Annotated in this window: 14 protein-coding genes and 4 pseudogenes; 11 read left to right on the plus strand and 7 right to left on the minus strand. The window is 65.7% G+C overall.

Features of this window, described 5'->3' with window-relative positions; translation table 11 throughout:
• Positions 1 to 909: 909 nt before the first annotated feature.
• Positions 910 to 1548, plus strand: a complete 639-nt coding sequence (locus tag VET27_RS08065; RefSeq protein ID WP_526516848.1) for a class I SAM-dependent methyltransferase — start codon at positions 910 to 912, stop codon at positions 1546 to 1548.
• On the opposite strand, the pseudogene VET27_RS08070 reads toward VET27_RS08065, so the two are convergent.
• Positions 1545 to 2370 (minus strand): annotated as a pseudogene (locus VET27_RS08070) (IS5 family transposase); the annotation flags it as partial. The gene VET27_RS08065 and the pseudogene VET27_RS08070 sit on opposite strands and share 4 nt — an antisense overlap.
• Before the next feature lie 113 nt (positions 2371 to 2483).
• Between VET27_RS08070 and VET27_RS08075 the strand changes: the two are divergent.
• The 3 genes and pseudogenes from VET27_RS08075 (at position 2484) to VET27_RS08085 (ending at position 4195) form a co-directional block, all read left to right on the plus strand.
• Positions 2484 to 3281, plus strand: coding sequence for an enoyl-CoA hydratase (locus VET27_RS08075; protein WP_526516850.1), 798 nt, complete (start codon positions 2484 to 2486; stop codon positions 3279 to 3281).
• An 11-nt stretch (positions 3282 to 3292) separates the two neighbouring features.
• Positions 3293 to 3550: pseudogene (locus tag VET27_RS08080) on the plus strand (AMP-binding protein); the annotation flags it as partial.
• A 297-nt stretch (positions 3551 to 3847) separates the two neighbouring features.
• The gene (locus tag VET27_RS08085) at positions 3848 to 4195 is read left to right on the plus strand and encodes a Rieske (2Fe-2S) protein (RefSeq protein ID WP_526516852.1); all 348 of its coding nucleotides are present in this window, start codon (positions 3848 to 3850) and stop codon (positions 4193 to 4195) included.
• Positions 4196 to 4334: 139 nt separating this feature from the next.
• Here the strand turns inward: VET27_RS08085 and VET27_RS08090 are convergent, their stop codons facing one another.
• Positions 4335 to 4583, minus strand: a complete 249-nt coding sequence (locus VET27_RS08090) for a hypothetical protein (protein ID WP_526516854.1) — start codon at positions 4581 to 4583, stop codon at positions 4335 to 4337.
• 32 nt (positions 4584 to 4615) lie between these two features.
• Positions 4616 to 4762, minus strand: coding sequence for a hypothetical protein (locus tag VET27_RS08095; protein WP_526516856.1), 147 nt, complete (start codon positions 4760 to 4762; stop codon positions 4616 to 4618).
• Positions 4763 to 4847: 85 nt separating this feature from the next.
• On the opposite strand from VET27_RS08095, the gene VET27_RS08100 reads away from it, so the two are divergent.
• From VET27_RS08100 to VET27_RS08110, 3 genes are all read left to right on the plus strand, one after another.
• Complete coding sequence (locus VET27_RS08100) at positions 4848 to 6518, plus strand: class I adenylate-forming enzyme family protein (RefSeq protein ID WP_526516858.1); 1671 nt, start codon at positions 4848 to 4850, stop codon at positions 6516 to 6518.
• A 476-nt stretch (positions 6519 to 6994) separates the two neighbouring features.
• Positions 6995 to 7432 (plus strand): hypothetical protein, encoded by a 438-nt coding sequence (locus tag VET27_RS08105; protein WP_526516860.1) that lies wholly within the window; start codon positions 6995 to 6997, stop codon positions 7430 to 7432.
• A gap of 9 nt (positions 7433 to 7441) precedes the next feature.
• Positions 7442 to 8317: a universal stress protein gene (locus VET27_RS08110; RefSeq protein WP_526516862.1), complete on the plus strand. Its 876-nt coding sequence runs from the start codon at positions 7442 to 7444 to the stop codon at positions 8315 to 8317.
• A 39-nt stretch (positions 8318 to 8356) separates the two neighbouring features.
• Here VET27_RS08110 and VET27_RS08115 read toward each other — a convergent pair.
• From VET27_RS08115 to VET27_RS08130, 4 genes and pseudogenes are all read right to left on the minus strand, one after another.
• A pseudogene (locus VET27_RS08115) lies at positions 8357 to 8668 on the minus strand (IclR family transcriptional regulator domain-containing protein); the annotation flags it as partial.
• A 42-nt stretch (positions 8669 to 8710) separates the two neighbouring features.
• Complete coding sequence (locus VET27_RS08120) at positions 8711 to 9094, minus strand: type II toxin-antitoxin system VapC family toxin (protein WP_526516865.1); 384 nt, start codon at positions 9092 to 9094, stop codon at positions 8711 to 8713.
• Positions 9091 to 9306, minus strand: coding sequence for an antitoxin (locus VET27_RS08125; protein ID WP_526516867.1), 216 nt, complete (start codon positions 9304 to 9306; stop codon positions 9091 to 9093). Before VET27_RS08125 ends, VET27_RS08120 begins: the two co-directional genes overlap by 4 nt.
• Positions 9307 to 9509: 203 nt before the next feature.
• Positions 9510 to 10232 carry a helix-turn-helix domain-containing protein gene (locus tag VET27_RS08130; protein WP_526516869.1) on the minus strand — a complete coding sequence of 241 codons (723 nt, stop codon included), beginning with the start codon at positions 10230 to 10232 and terminating at the stop codon, positions 9510 to 9512.
• Between the two features lie 319 nt (positions 10233 to 10551).
• On the opposite strand from VET27_RS08130, the gene VET27_RS08135 reads away from it, so the two are divergent.
• The 4 genes and pseudogenes from VET27_RS08135 to VET27_RS08150 all read left to right on the plus strand — a co-directional run.
• Positions 10552 to 11805 (plus strand): DUF6880 family protein, encoded by a 1254-nt coding sequence (locus VET27_RS08135; protein ID WP_526516871.1) that lies wholly within the window; start codon positions 10552 to 10554, stop codon positions 11803 to 11805.
• Positions 11806 to 11992: 187 nt separating this feature from the next.
• Positions 11993 to 12262 carry a hypothetical protein gene (locus tag VET27_RS08140; RefSeq protein WP_526516873.1) on the plus strand — a complete coding sequence of 90 codons (270 nt, stop codon included), beginning with the start codon at positions 11993 to 11995 and terminating at the stop codon, positions 12260 to 12262.
• Positions 12259 to 12663: a type II toxin-antitoxin system VapC family toxin gene (locus VET27_RS08145; RefSeq protein ID WP_526516875.1), complete on the plus strand. Its 405-nt coding sequence runs from the start codon at positions 12259 to 12261 to the stop codon at positions 12661 to 12663. The genes VET27_RS08140 and VET27_RS08145 overlap by 4 nt, the downstream gene beginning before the upstream one ends.
• Positions 12664 to 12976: 313 nt before the next feature.
• Positions 12977 to 13533, plus strand: a pseudogene (locus VET27_RS08150) (DUF2293 domain-containing protein); the annotation flags it as partial.

Below are 13533 nucleotides of genomic sequence, written 5' to 3' on the forward strand. Positions count from 1 at the left end.
CGGTCGGCCGCTACCATGCGGCCGGCAAGACCCGGGGGCCGCGAGCGCGGCCGTGGGGATCGCAACATGGTCGATGTGACATCGCGAGAATCCTCGCCGATTCTGCCGAGAGCCGTTCGGCGCAACCGCCCTCTGACCGGCGGCCTCTCCTGCACAGTTTCTTGGGATCGGTAGCCACCCCCCACGGGCTGTACTTGCGGCACGCGACGCCCACCGGGGCGGCACGCTCAGAAAGGGAATCACCAATGAATCGCGTGAGACCGCTCGTCGTAGGGCTGGCAACGACGGCGCTGCTTTGGGTGGCGTCGCGGAAGTAGTGGGGACGGGCACCGCACAGGCCCAGCCCAGTTTCGCACCGCGATATCACGGCCCGTTCCCCGCAGACGACGGCGGTTGGGAACCGCCGCAACATTGGTGCCCTGGGCAGCAACCCGTGCCCACGACCGGCAATCACATCACCGACCCATTGAACTGGGACTGGAATGTCTGCCACACCTACTACTACCTCTGGTCGGGGATGGGCAATGTGTCCAACATGATTTGGGATGGCGACAATCCACCACCCAAACCCCCGCCTGCGCCCTCCCTCAACTTCTGCCCATTCCCCCCGTGGTGCCCGTGACGGCCGGTTCGTCGGGGGCGATCCGGTGCGCATTGATCGCCATCCCAGCGGCGGCGGTGAACGTATCCGGTGCGTAGTACGTGGTGTGTGGTGAACCCGAAGTACGGGGCGGTGCCCGAGAACCTTGGCAGGGAGCGCGGCGTGATGCAATCGATGAAGGCGTGGCCGGGGGGTCTACCCCCGATTCGGGTCCTCGGACATGACCCCGGTCCGGCTCGAATGGCCTGCATCGTCGACGCGGCCCGGGCCGTCGGCGGCGGGCACCGGCACAGTTGATGGAGGCACCAATGTCGTTCTATGGCAGCATATTCGCGCTTATCTACGACCCGTTCCTGGCGCTCGGAGAGCGCGCGGGCATGCGGGAGATGCGCCGCCAAGCCCTGGCCGGCGCACACGGACGCGTACTGGAGGTCGGCGCCGGCACCGGGCTGAACCTGCCGCTGTACCCATCCGCGGTGACCAGCCTGACCCTGGCGGACCCCGAGCCGCCCATGATCGCCCAGTTACACAAGCGGGCTCCCCTAGACGCCGGCCCATCGGTCGAGATCGTGCGAGCCCCCGCCGAGCAGCTGCCCTTTGGTGACGACAGCTTCGACACCGTGGTGTGCACGCTGGTGCTGTGCACCGTGGCGGACCCCGCAGCCAGCCTGCGCGAGATTGGCCGAGTGCTCGTCCCCGGCGGACGACTGCTGTTCATCGAACACGTCCGCGCCGCGGACGAGCGCCTGGCTCGCTGGCAGGACCGTCTCCATGATCCGTGGCGTCGCTTCGGCTACGGCTGCCACTGCAACCGCGACATCGTTGCTGCGTTGCGCGAGAACCGATTCGCACTCGCTGACGTACAGGAGCGCCGCTGGCGGGGGATGCCCGCGATCGTGCAACCACTGCTCATCGGAACCGCCAGCCCAGCCCCCCATACGGTCTAGGGCGTGTCTCCCGAATGCATGGTGCCCACGCGGGCGTGAATGACGGCACAGGCCAGTAGGACACCCCCGAGGTAGGTCAGAGCGTATTTGTCACAGCGGGTCGCGACGCCGCGCCATTGCTTGAGCCGGTTGAATCCCCGCTCGACCGTGTTTCGCATCCCGTAGAGGCCGGGATCGAATGCGGGCGGGCGGCCACCGGCTGATCCCTTGGCCTTACGTCGAGCGATCTGGGCGTCACGTTCGGGAATGGTGTGTTTCATTCTTCTGCAACGTAATTTGGTGCGCGTGCTCGGATGCGAATACGCCTTGTCGGCGAGCAAACGGACGTCGCGACCGGGCGGTCCGTGGTGTGTGTAGGCCGCGGCGTAGTCGTCGAGCAACCCCACCAACTGAGGGTTGTCGCCGGCTTGTCCGGCGGTCAATCGGATCGTGACCGGAGCTTCCCGCTGATCGGTCAGTGCGTGAATCTTCGTGGTGAGCCCACCGCGTGAACGGCCGATCGCGTGATCGTCGGGCTCATCGGCAGCTTTCTTGTAATTCGATAGAGCCCCCTGTGGCAAGCGTGTCGGAACGGGCACCCGCGCAATGTTGATGCGCCCGCACGCTCGTCGAATCCACCGACAGCAGCTTCTCGAGATCCTCGAGCATCCCGGCTTCGACCCTAAACACCACCGCGACCTGGGCCAACATCGCATCGTAGGTGCCATCCAAGGACCATCGATGATGCCGCTTCCACACCGTCTGCCATGGTCCGAAATCGGCAGGCAGGTCCCGCCACGGGCTACCCGTGCGGAAACGCCACGCGATGCCATCCAGTGGCAACAATGAAGGCATCTAAGCCTTCTCCTGCGTGGGATACTGAGGACACAATTGCCAGAGCGACCGCATACGCATCGCTTGTGCAGGACGAAAAGGACTGACGTGAGTTCGACGAGATGGACGAACCGCTGCTGCTGCAACAGCGCGACGAACGCGGCGTTGTAACGCTGACGCTGAACCGCCCGCGGGCCTTCAACGCGCTCTCGAAGGCGATGCTCGCTGCGCTCGGCGAGACGGTTGATGCGCTTGCCAAGGATGAGGCGGTTCGCGTCGTCGTGCTCGGTGCGTCTGGTAAGGCCTTCTGCGCGGGCCACGACCTGAAGGAAATGCGGGCAGATCCTTCACTCGAGTACTACCAGCAGTTGTTCGCGCAGTGCACAGCGGTGATGCTTGCGATCCAGCGACTTCCCGTGCCGGTCATCGCGCGGGTCCAGGGTCTGGCGACCGCCGCGGGCTGCCAGCTCGTCGCTATGTGCGACTTGGCGGTCGCGAGCAGTGATGCGCGCTTCGCGGTCAGTGGTATCAACGTCGGATTATTTTGCGCGACACCGGGTGTCGCGTTATCGCGCAATGTGCCGTGCAAAGCTGCCTTCGAGATGCTCGTCACTGGGAACTTCGTCTCTGCTGACCAGGCGCGCACCCTAGGACTGGTCAACAAGGTGGCGGTGCCGGCCGAGCTTGACGACGACGTCGAGGCACTGATCGCGAGCATCGTCGCGAAGCCCCGTGCCGCCGTCGCTATGGGCAAGGCCTTGTTCTACCGCCAGATTGAAGTGGACATCGACTCCGCCTACGCGGACGCGGGCGCAACAATGGCGTGCAACATGATGGACCCGAGCGCGCTTGAGGGAGCCCAGGCCTTCATCGAGAAGCGTTCGCCCAGCTGGTTTCCGGAGCGGGCGTCAACGACTTAGTGGCTGACGCACCGGGGTCGGTCGGCCCAGTGGTCGTGGGCGAGATGAAAGTGCTCGACGGTGACGGCCGGGAATGCGTGCCCGGCGAGGTAGGCGAGATCTACATGCGTCCCACACCGGGCGACGCGCCGACGTACCGCTACTTCGGCGCGACGGCCAAGACCCGCGACGGGTGGGATTCGCTCGGCGATCTCGGCTACTTCGACGAGGACGGTTTCCTGTATTTGAGCGACCGGCGGGTCGACATGTTCACCGTCGGCGGCCGCTCCCCATCGATGAGGTGTCGATCGTGCAGGCGGGCTCGCCTTCGGCGGCCAGCCGCCAGGAGAATCCACGCGGTTCACTCCCCCTCCCCGTTGGCACTGCGACCGGAGGGGCCACGGCGGGCGTGGCGATGGATCACTCGTCATTTCGTCTCTGATGGATCCCGTCACCCCCCCGACGTGTGCGACAAGGGTCGTCGTCGCGATACCCGGGTGAGTCACTGGGGGTGTTTTCCCACATGAGGCCGAGTGCAGGTGGACAATGACGTGTCAAGGACCGTCGGCGGCTGACTGGAGGCTGGCATGGCAAAGCAAATCACAGTGTGCCCGGTTGCCGACCTGCCCCCGGGGGCGGTGACCGGTGCGGGACCGTATGCCATCGGAAACATCGACGGCAAATACTTCGCGGTCACGCGGCGGTGTCGACATCTGCGCGCAGACCTGGCGGGCGGATCGATCGAGGACGGGCGACTGGTCTGCCCGTGGCACCAAGCCGCTTACGACGTCGAGAACGGACAGATGGTCCGCGGACCCCAACAGATCTTCGCGAAGATCCCCGGACTCGGAGCGATGTTCATTAGGCTGACGAAAGTCTGGCCTCTTGGACGCGGCACCGTATCGGTGTCCGGCAACGACATCGTCGTCGAATAACTGGCGCGCCTGCGCGATTCGCCTGTCCGCTTTTTGGAACCCCGAACGGGACGTGTCCGGCGTCCCGAGGCCTGGTCTCGGCAAGGTCGTCGCGTCCCATGAACGGATCGTCTTACGGAACACCCAGGCCCGCGAAGAGTTATCGGCCGGATCTCGTCGGACGATTGCCGCGTCCCGGATCGAGCCGCACCGTGCCGGTGCCGTCGCATTGCAGGAAGTCGAGCACACTGATCCCGATGCAGTCGTCAACGGGCCAGTCCGCGGTTGCGCTGCGGGGTACCCATATGGTCGCCTCCAGATCGTAGGCGAGCTGCCCGTCGCCGGCGCATTCGTCGCAGACCCACGCCGTCTCGACTGCCTGTGGTGCGATGGCGGTTGTCGTGGTCACTTGGACTGCCCCTATCCTTGTTCGGCAGACGGTTACGCGCGGGTGCCGCGGCGCAGGGCCGCGGCGAAGTCGAGCCGGTCCGGGTCGCCGCTCGTGCGTACCACGGTCCGCTTGGTCAGGTCGACCAGGAAGGTCCAGCCACCGGGTAGTGCGCGGCCTGGGGTCGGTGAGCCGCCCATAACCATCTCGTCAATATCACCGCCACGTCACAGGCCCGGAAGGTACTGTCCTTTGGTTCGGCTGTGACCATTCGGGGACAGAAGGATGAGCACGAACTCAGTTCCGGCACTGGGCGGGCGGGGCAGTCGTGTGAACGCCCTGACCACCTCGCACTGGATCCCTGACGGCGCCGGGCCGCCCCTGTTGGTGGGCGCGACGGTCGGCGATCGGTTGCGCGAGGTCGCAGCGGAGGTGCCTGATCGTGTCGCCCTCGTCGAAGGGCTCCCAACGCCGGACCGACGGCAGTGGACCTATGCCGAGCTGCTCGCTGACGCCGAGCTGTGCGCCCGCTACCTGCTGCAGCACTTCGAGCCGGGCGAGCCCGTCGCGGTGTGGGCGCACAACCTGCTCGAGTGGGTGCTGCTCGAGTGCGGCGCGGCGCTGGCCGGGCTGACTCTGGTGACGGTCAACCCGAGCCTGCACCCGGCCGAGGCCACCTACATCCTCGAGCAGTCGCGGGCGGCCGGGTTGTTCCTGGTGCCCGAGGTCCGGGGCAACCCGCTGGCGGCGCACGCCGAGGCGATCCGCGCCGAGCTGCCCGAGCTGCGCCACGTGCTGCGCCTCGATCAGCTCGACGAGCTGATTGGCACCGACGGACGCGCCGTCACGCTGCCGGCGGTCGGCCCCGACGACCCAGCGCAGATCCAGTTCACAAGCGGCACGACCGGGTTCCCCAAGGGCGCGGTGCTGCGCCACGGCAGCATCGTCAAGAATGCCCGGCTGTGGGCTGACCGGGTCGAGATCCCCGACGGCGCCGGCTGGCTCCTACCGCTGCCTCTGTTCCACACGGGTGGGTGCGTGGTGGGCGTGCTCGGGGCGCTCGACAGACGGGCGACGCTCGTGCTGATGCCGATGTTCGAGCCCGGGCTGTTCCTCGAGCTAATCGAGCTCGAGCGGGTGTGGTTCGCCAACACCGTCCCGACGATGCTCATCGCCGCGATGGACCACCCGGACGCGTCGCGACGTGACCTGTCCTCGTGGCGGTCGACCGTGTCCGGCGGTGCCCAGGTGCCCGAGGCGCTGGTGCGGCGCATGGAGGAGGCACTGGGCATCGATTTCACGATCGTTTACGGCCAGACCGAGTGCTCGCCGTTGCTCACGAGCACCTTCCCGTCCGACAGCGTCGAGGACAAGGGGCTGACCGTCGGACCGCCGCTCCCGCACACCGAGGTGCGCATCGTCGATCCGGTCTCGCTGGAGACGGTGCCGATCGGCACACCCGGGGAGTTGTGGGCCCGCGGGTACTTCACGATGCTCGGCTACTTCGACATGCCGGAAAAGTCGGCCGAGACGCTGCGCGCCGACGGATGGCTACGCACGGGCGATCTGGCGACGATGGACGAGCGCGGCTACTGCCGGATCGTTGGCCGGCTCAAGGACATGATCATCCGCGGCGGCGAGAATCTCTACCCCGCCGAGATCGAAGAGGTCCTCTACCGTCATCCGGCCGTCGCCGAGGTGGCGGTCGTCGGCCTGCCCGACGAGCACTGGGGCGAGGTGGTCGGGGCGTTCATCCGACCGCGCGATCCGAACGCGCCGCCGACGGTCGCCGAGCTGCGTCCCCACGTGCGGGCCCAACTGTCACCGCAGAAGACACCGACGAGGTGGTACGCCGTAGACGGCTACCCGCTCACCGGACCCGGCAAGATCCAGAAGTTCGCCATCCGCGAGGCGTGGGAGCGGGGCGAGCACGCCGGCCACGAGCTCGGCGGGTAGTCATCACCGGAGCGTTTCGTGCGGGAAAGGGGCGGACTCGAACACGTTTGTGCCGCGGGATGATTCGGCATATGAGAGTCACTTCCGAATCAGCGCGGCATTCCACCGCGCAACAGCTCCGGCAGGGCGCGGGTTACCGCGGTTCTAGAGGAAAACAGCTGCTCAGACTGGGTGCATTGTCTACTTTTTCTCGGGGGGAGAGGCCCCTTGCCGCATCGGTGGGGCCTGGCGGTCGGTCCGGGGACTTTCGACCCCGCCCCCTCCCGCTGCGCGGTAGCAGTGTGGTCGCCGCGATGATATCCGCTGCCAGCCGTGCCGGAAACGCCGAATTTCGCGCTTCGGCATGCCGGACTCCGGCAGTCGTGTTTCCGGATCAGGTTGACCAAGGGAGTAGAAAGCCCGAGACATGGCCATGGATACTCACGCGGGTTCGGGATGCGAATGGTGTGAAGCCTCCCCGAAATCTTATTGACCTCGTGCTGAAAGCCCAGGCTCAACAACTCAAGAAGGAAGAACGAGAGCCCCGCACCTTTGAAAGAGGTCACGATCGGCTGATCACAGGCGATGCTTTAAAGAAGGGCCTCCAAGCCCTCAGCGAGGCACGGGTTCAAGACACCCTCTTGGCTGAAGCTGGCGATAATGCTGAGCTAATTGAATTGTTCCGGAACGGCAAGGCTGAGCACAATCTTGAAACGCTTTCTGCTCTGCTTGGCGATGATGCTGTTGGAAAGATCGAACTGCTCAAGACACTCGCAACCGGACGCCGGTTGGACGGTTGGACGGTTGGACGGTTGGACGGTTCAGTGATGTCCGGTTTCGCCGCGCACAGCGATGTGCTCAACGAACCGTCCGACGCGTGGCGAAATAATCTCGGCGTGATCACCGGCGACGGCAACGTGGTGGGTCAGCGATAGTGTGCAGCGATGAACACCGATGTCGCCGACGGGCAGCCAGTCGTGGTGGGCATCGACGGCTCCGATACGGCGCTGGCAGCCGCGCAATGGGCCGCCGAATACGCCGCGAAGAGCGCATCGCCGCTGGTGTTACTGCACGCAGTGGCCCGGCTGGACTGGCATTTCCTCGCTGAGGCTCCAGCACCTGCGGTAGACGGAGACAACACGGCCGACTCCGTCCTCGGTGCGGCCGAGGCGGCGGTGCGTGCGGCGCATCCGGATCTCGACGTCCGCAGCGCGACCGTCAAGAAATCGGTCGCCGGGGCTCTGCAGGACGCGTCGGACGGGGCTCGGCTCCTGGTGATGGGAACCGGCACGGACGGCGGCGTACTGGGCAGGCACGTCGTGCGGATCGCCCATCGGGCGATGTGCCCGGTGCTGGTCTGGCGGGCCCCGGTGGCGCATCGCACCGGTAAACCGCTGCCCGTCGTGGTCGGCATCGACGAATCCGAGGATTCCTTGCGGGCGCTGACGGTCGCGTTCGATACCGCGCACGTCCTGCACGCGCCCTTGACGGTGGTGCACATGTGGGAGATCGGCGCTGCGGTAGGCCTGGGCTACAGCCAGGGCCTGATGGACTGGCAGCTGCTGGATCTGTTGCAGACCCAGCAGCGCCAACGCATGGACGAACTTGTCGCGCCCTTCGCCAGGAAGTACCCGAACGCGCACGTGAACGAGATCTTCCGGGATATCAGCCCGGCGAAGGGTCTGCGCGAGCTGTCCGGGGATGCGCAACTGGTCGTGGTGGGCAGCCACGGCAGCGGCAGGATCGCGACGTCGACCCTGGGTTCGGTCAGTCAGAACGTGATCCATCACGCCGAGTGCCCTGTGCTGGTGGTTCGCTAGCCCGCCCGGGCCCACCCAGCCAAGGCGACGGCTGATCCCGTCCGCCGTGGCGATGGTCTGCTTGGCGACCTGCGCGAAGTACTCACTGCTCAGCCGATAAGACGGGGCGGAAACACGGAGCGACGCAACCACTTCGGCCGGGCTGTCGCGAACGCGCGCGGCGACCGCGTTCGGCCCGATTTCGAGTTCCTCTTCCACACTCGCCCAACCTTTTTCGCGAGCGTCTGCGAGCTCTGCAACTTCGAGGACCGCGCCTACCATCCGTGGGCAGGCTATGGCCAGTCCAAGACCGCGAACATCCTGTTCGCCGTCGAACTGGATGCGCGCGGACAAGCAGTGACGAGAGAGCATCACCGCGGCGGAGAGCCCCGGAAGTAAGTTGCGCGGCAGCACTCAATCCGGCACGACGGTGATGGCGCAGCGCGGACCATGGGAGCCAGCCAACCGGGCGTCCGCCGTCACCAAGGCACACCCGAGGTTTTCGGCCAGCGCCACGTACACGGCGTCGTAGGCGGTCACGGAGTCCCGGAGTTCCCACACGCGGTCCACCAGTGGTGTGGCCGCGTAGCGAATGAGCCCGATCCGCTTCCACACAGCCAGCGCGTAATGAGCGTGGTCGGCGGCGAGATGGCCCGCATTCGCCTGGCGCCGAAGCGTGCTGAGCACCTCGACGTCCACCAGATGTGGCGCATGGATGGACTCGTCGCCAAGGAATCTGCGCGCCTGGCCATTGTTGAGGAGCGCAGACACCGCTGCAGAGGCGTCGAGGACGATCACCTGCGATCGGCGTCGACGGACTCTACGATCGCCTCTGCCGAGATTCCCAGGTCTGGGAGCGTCGCAATCAATGAAGCGTTGTCCACCCGACGCGTCGCCGCATCGAGTTCACGGATCGCCACCGCAGTGACCGAAGTACTCGCGGCGCGCGCCAACCGTTCGAGACGGTCCATCACGTCGTCGGGCACATTGCGCAAGTGCAAGGTTCGCATCGCCCGATTGTAAGCAAGAAGACATCTCTGCGCTAGCAATCTGCTTGCGCAGTGAATTGGGTTGCCCTGCAGCTCGGTGTCGGCCGGACCGAGGTCGACTAACACGGTCTCACCGTTGGCGTCATCGAGTCGTCGTCGTCGGGGACGACGCAGAGCTTGCCGTAGCGGCTATGGCAGTGGCCGATTCGGTGATTCGAGCGGCGTTACCACCCTGCAGCGGTCAGCGCTCGCGCCACTTTGACCACCGGAGCGCCGCCGCGGACGATCATCGCTTCGCGCGGGGTCTGCCCGTCGAACTCCGGGTTCGTAGCGGTCATCCACTGCGACAGGCTGACCGGGCCACCGGGGAACGCCTCCTGGAGAATGTCCAGGTCGGGAAGCACACCGCTGATGTTATCCGGAATGAATTGCCAACGGGGCAGTCGCCATTCACGGCCTACCTTGATGCCGACGAGCTTTCGGGAGTCCAGTTTGGCGGTGACGCTTTGGGCCGCAATTCCGAGCAACTCCGCTGCGGCGTCCCTGCTGATACTGTCCGCCGCCATTTGCCGCCGGTGCGAAAACTGTTCTCTGAGATCGGCGACGACTGCCTCGACGGAAGTCACCGGGTCAGGTGTCGGCCCCCAGAACCGCTCCTCGAGGTCATCGCTGCGAGGGGCCGTTGCGGCCGCTTCGAGACGGGCCACTTCTGATTCGTCGGCCTCGTCGACCAACGCCTCTAGTTCATCACGCAACCGTGCCTTGCCCCCATCCCGCTCAGACGTAGGCGGCACGTCCGACTCCACGATGATGGCCAGGCCGACTTCTTCCAGGGCACTCTCCAGTCGACCGCGGCCGGTCGCGTCTACATCCAGACTGGCCGGCACGCGACGTGCACGGCGTTTGTTCGCGACGACGAGTCGCCCCACCAGGACATCCTCGATCATGGACCTGGCCTTTCGTGCTCAGCAGCCATCCTTCGCAGGCTACGCAGCTTACGCAGTTACCGCAACAGCCGCGCAGTCAGGCGTTGTTCCTGATCGCCATCGTTATCCGCAGGTTTGTGGCATGCGACGTCAACGCCAAACCTCCTCGTGCGCGTCGACGGAGCGGCGCTCATGGACAGCCACCTAGACAGTGCACGATGGCTTTGGCGCGGTCAGACACACGTGGTGGATCAACGCCGGTGTCAGCCGCATCAATACAACGTCTGTCCCGTACTGTCTTGCCGGAACCTGCCGGAACTTGCCGGAAGAGGAGGGCACCGTGAGCACGCGGCATGAACCCGCCAGTAGCAACCTCGCCGACGCGGTCCTGCCGCTGATCAGGACGCGAGCCGAGCTCTACCGTCGGGGTGCGGCCAACGGACATGGACAGCAGATGCACGAGGCTCTCGACATACTCGAGTCCGAGATCCCGACAGCCGACGCAGGCGAGGTGTACACCGTCGCACACAAGGCCTTGGCAAGTGCGATCAAGGTCATTGCCCACGCCGACGACTCCGACGGGATCATCGGCGACGCCTGCCGCCGCCTGCTCGACCTGCATCCGAAGGTCGCCGCAGCTGCGAAGGTGCCATCGGCGAAACTGGTCGACTGGATGGTGAAGTTCCAGTTCGTGGGCGAGGTGGACTACTTCACCCTCGACCCGGTGACCTATGCTGCCGCGCTGGGTGAGGCCGGGATGACTGCGTATCGGTCACGGTTGACGACGATCGCGGAGGGCCTCGGCCCCCGGCCGAGCTCAGACGAACGATGGGAATCGCACCACTCACACGACTGGTTCACCCTCGACTGGAACGCTCGCCGGTTGGCCGTCCACGATCACGACATCGACGCAATCATCCGGACACACGCCAGGGACCGACGAGTCGCCGCCTGGCTTCAAGACACCGCCAAGGCGTTCGAGGAGATCTCAGAATTCGATCTCGCGATCGATTGGGCCAAGCAGGCCACCGACTTCGACCGTGGACATCAATCACGCCGGGCCGCGGACTACTGGTGCGAGCTACTCGACCAACACCGGCCGCAGGAATCACTCGAGGCACGACTGATCGTCTTTCGGCGATGGCCGTCCTCGACAACGGCGGCGCGCCTACACGCGGCGGCATCTACGTCGTGGCCCGACTATCACGACGAAGTCTTCGCCGCACTCTCAGCCAGCCCGAGTGACGCCGTACTGTTCGTCTTGCTCACCCTCGACGACGTCGAATTCGCCTGGAGCTTGGCCCATTCGCTCACGCTCGACAGCGACTCCACCTGGAGCAGACTGATCGGTGCCTACGAGAAGGTCGACCCCCTTGCCGTCATCCCCATCCACCGACGCCTCCTCGAGAAGGAACTCGTCGTGGCAGGCGCCAAGCACTACCGGAGCGCAGGACGACGGCTGATGAGGATGCGCAAGCTCACCGCCGGCAGTGAAGTGGCAGGCGAGGTCGAGGCCCTGATCGCCGACCTGCGCGAGGTCCACCGCCGCCGACCGCGACTTCAGAAGGAGTTCGACCGCGCCGGGCTTCCCTGATACTTCGCTCAGCCGCCGGGCTGTAAGGATCGTCCCGTGAACAGCGAGTCCCCACTGCGTGACACTCACGAGCACCAGGTGCGGGTGACGGCACCCGGGGCCATTGCCAATCTGCGCACGAGGCGATCCTCGTCTGAGTGCGACTGCAATCAGTGTGACACTCTCGGCCTCAGTGTTACACTTCGGCATGCCGACGAGTCACCCACGCCATGCGATCACCGAGACCGATGAGATCACTGATGCGCTCGGGGTGGCACGCCGTGCGTGGCCTGACCTTGCCGACAAACCCGGCGCATTGCTGCGGCGACTCATCATCGAAGGGCGAAATGCGCTCACACACAAGAACACTGATGCAGATCGGGCGAGTAGACAAGCCATCGCGGAGACCGGCGGCGCGCTGACCGGAGTGTTCGGCGCCAACTGCCTCGACCGCCTGCGCGAGGACTGGCCCGAGTGATCGTGCTCGACGCCAGCGTGTTGATCGCACACTTCGAGTCGGCTGATACGGATCATGCCGCCGCAACGGATCTGCTGATGACACACGCCACGCAGCCGTTCGCGTCGAGTGTCGTCAGCCTCGCGGAGGTCTACGTTGGTGCGGCCCGTGCGGGTCAGGCTGACCGACTCACGCAACTTCTGGCGCGTCTTCACGTCGAACCGCTGGATCTGCCAGCTGGCGGCGCTCGCCGACTCGGGGAACTGCGGGCTAGCACCAATCTCAAGATGCCGGACTGCTGCGTGCTTTACACCGCCGAGCATCACGACGCCGCGGTCGCCACATTCGATGAGAAACTCGCTGCCCGCGCTGTCGAACTCGGGTTGTCGGTTGCGCGGCGGTCAGGTCCCGACGGCACCTGACCTGATCACCCAGCCGGTCACCGGCGCCGACCTCACCGATTCCAGCGGCGACCAAACCGATACTCCCCCAGGCGAAGGGCATCATTCAGGTAATTCTGCGGGGGCTCGACGTGGAAGCGCGGTGGGACCCCCGAAACGGCCCCGACCGCCCGCGGTCCGGAGTGCTCAGCATGGGGCGCGCGCGCCTGGCGTCCGCCGTGACGGAGAACGAGAGACTGTCGGTGTCGATACGTCCAGACGGCAGAGTCGAACTCACGGATCTCGACGCAAACTAGACCCACCGCAGTACCGCAGAACTATCCTCGAACACGTCATGGCCGGTATCGAAACCCGCGTCGCACGCATCGCTGAGGCCACCCTGGCCGAACAGCAGTTCGTCACGCCCATCGACGTCCTGATCGGCTTGGGCTGGCTCGCACAGTCCAACGTCGACCGCTGGATGAAGGGTCGCGTCCCCTCCCTCGACCGCTGCGTCGGCGTCGACCACACCAAGACCGCCGCCGCCCTCGACGCCTTGAGAGACTGGGCCCAGGACCACGGACTCGAGGGATGGGAAACCGAGTACCGCGATCTCCGGTTCACCGCCAATGGCGACCCCGCAACCGAAACTACCTTCCGCACCCGTTGGGCTTCGGCCGAAGACCATGCGCCCGAGCTACCGCCCCGGCGTTCCCGCGAGCTCACCGTGATTTCGCCCCACCGTGCCTGGACCTGTTCCTCCTGCGATGACACCGGCGATCTCCTCGTCAAGACGAATGCCGGAGTGCTCTGCCTCGACTGTGCCGACCTCGGCCATCTGGTGTTCCTGCCATCCGGCGATGCCGCCCTGACCCGCCGCGCCAAGAAGGCCAGCCGCCTGTCTGCGGTGGT

Origin of the sequence: Mycobacterium sp. (genome assembly GCF_035633495.1) — a bacterium.
In the GTDB taxonomy this organism is placed as follows: Bacteria; Actinomycetota; Actinomycetes; order Mycobacteriales; family Mycobacteriaceae; genus Mycobacterium.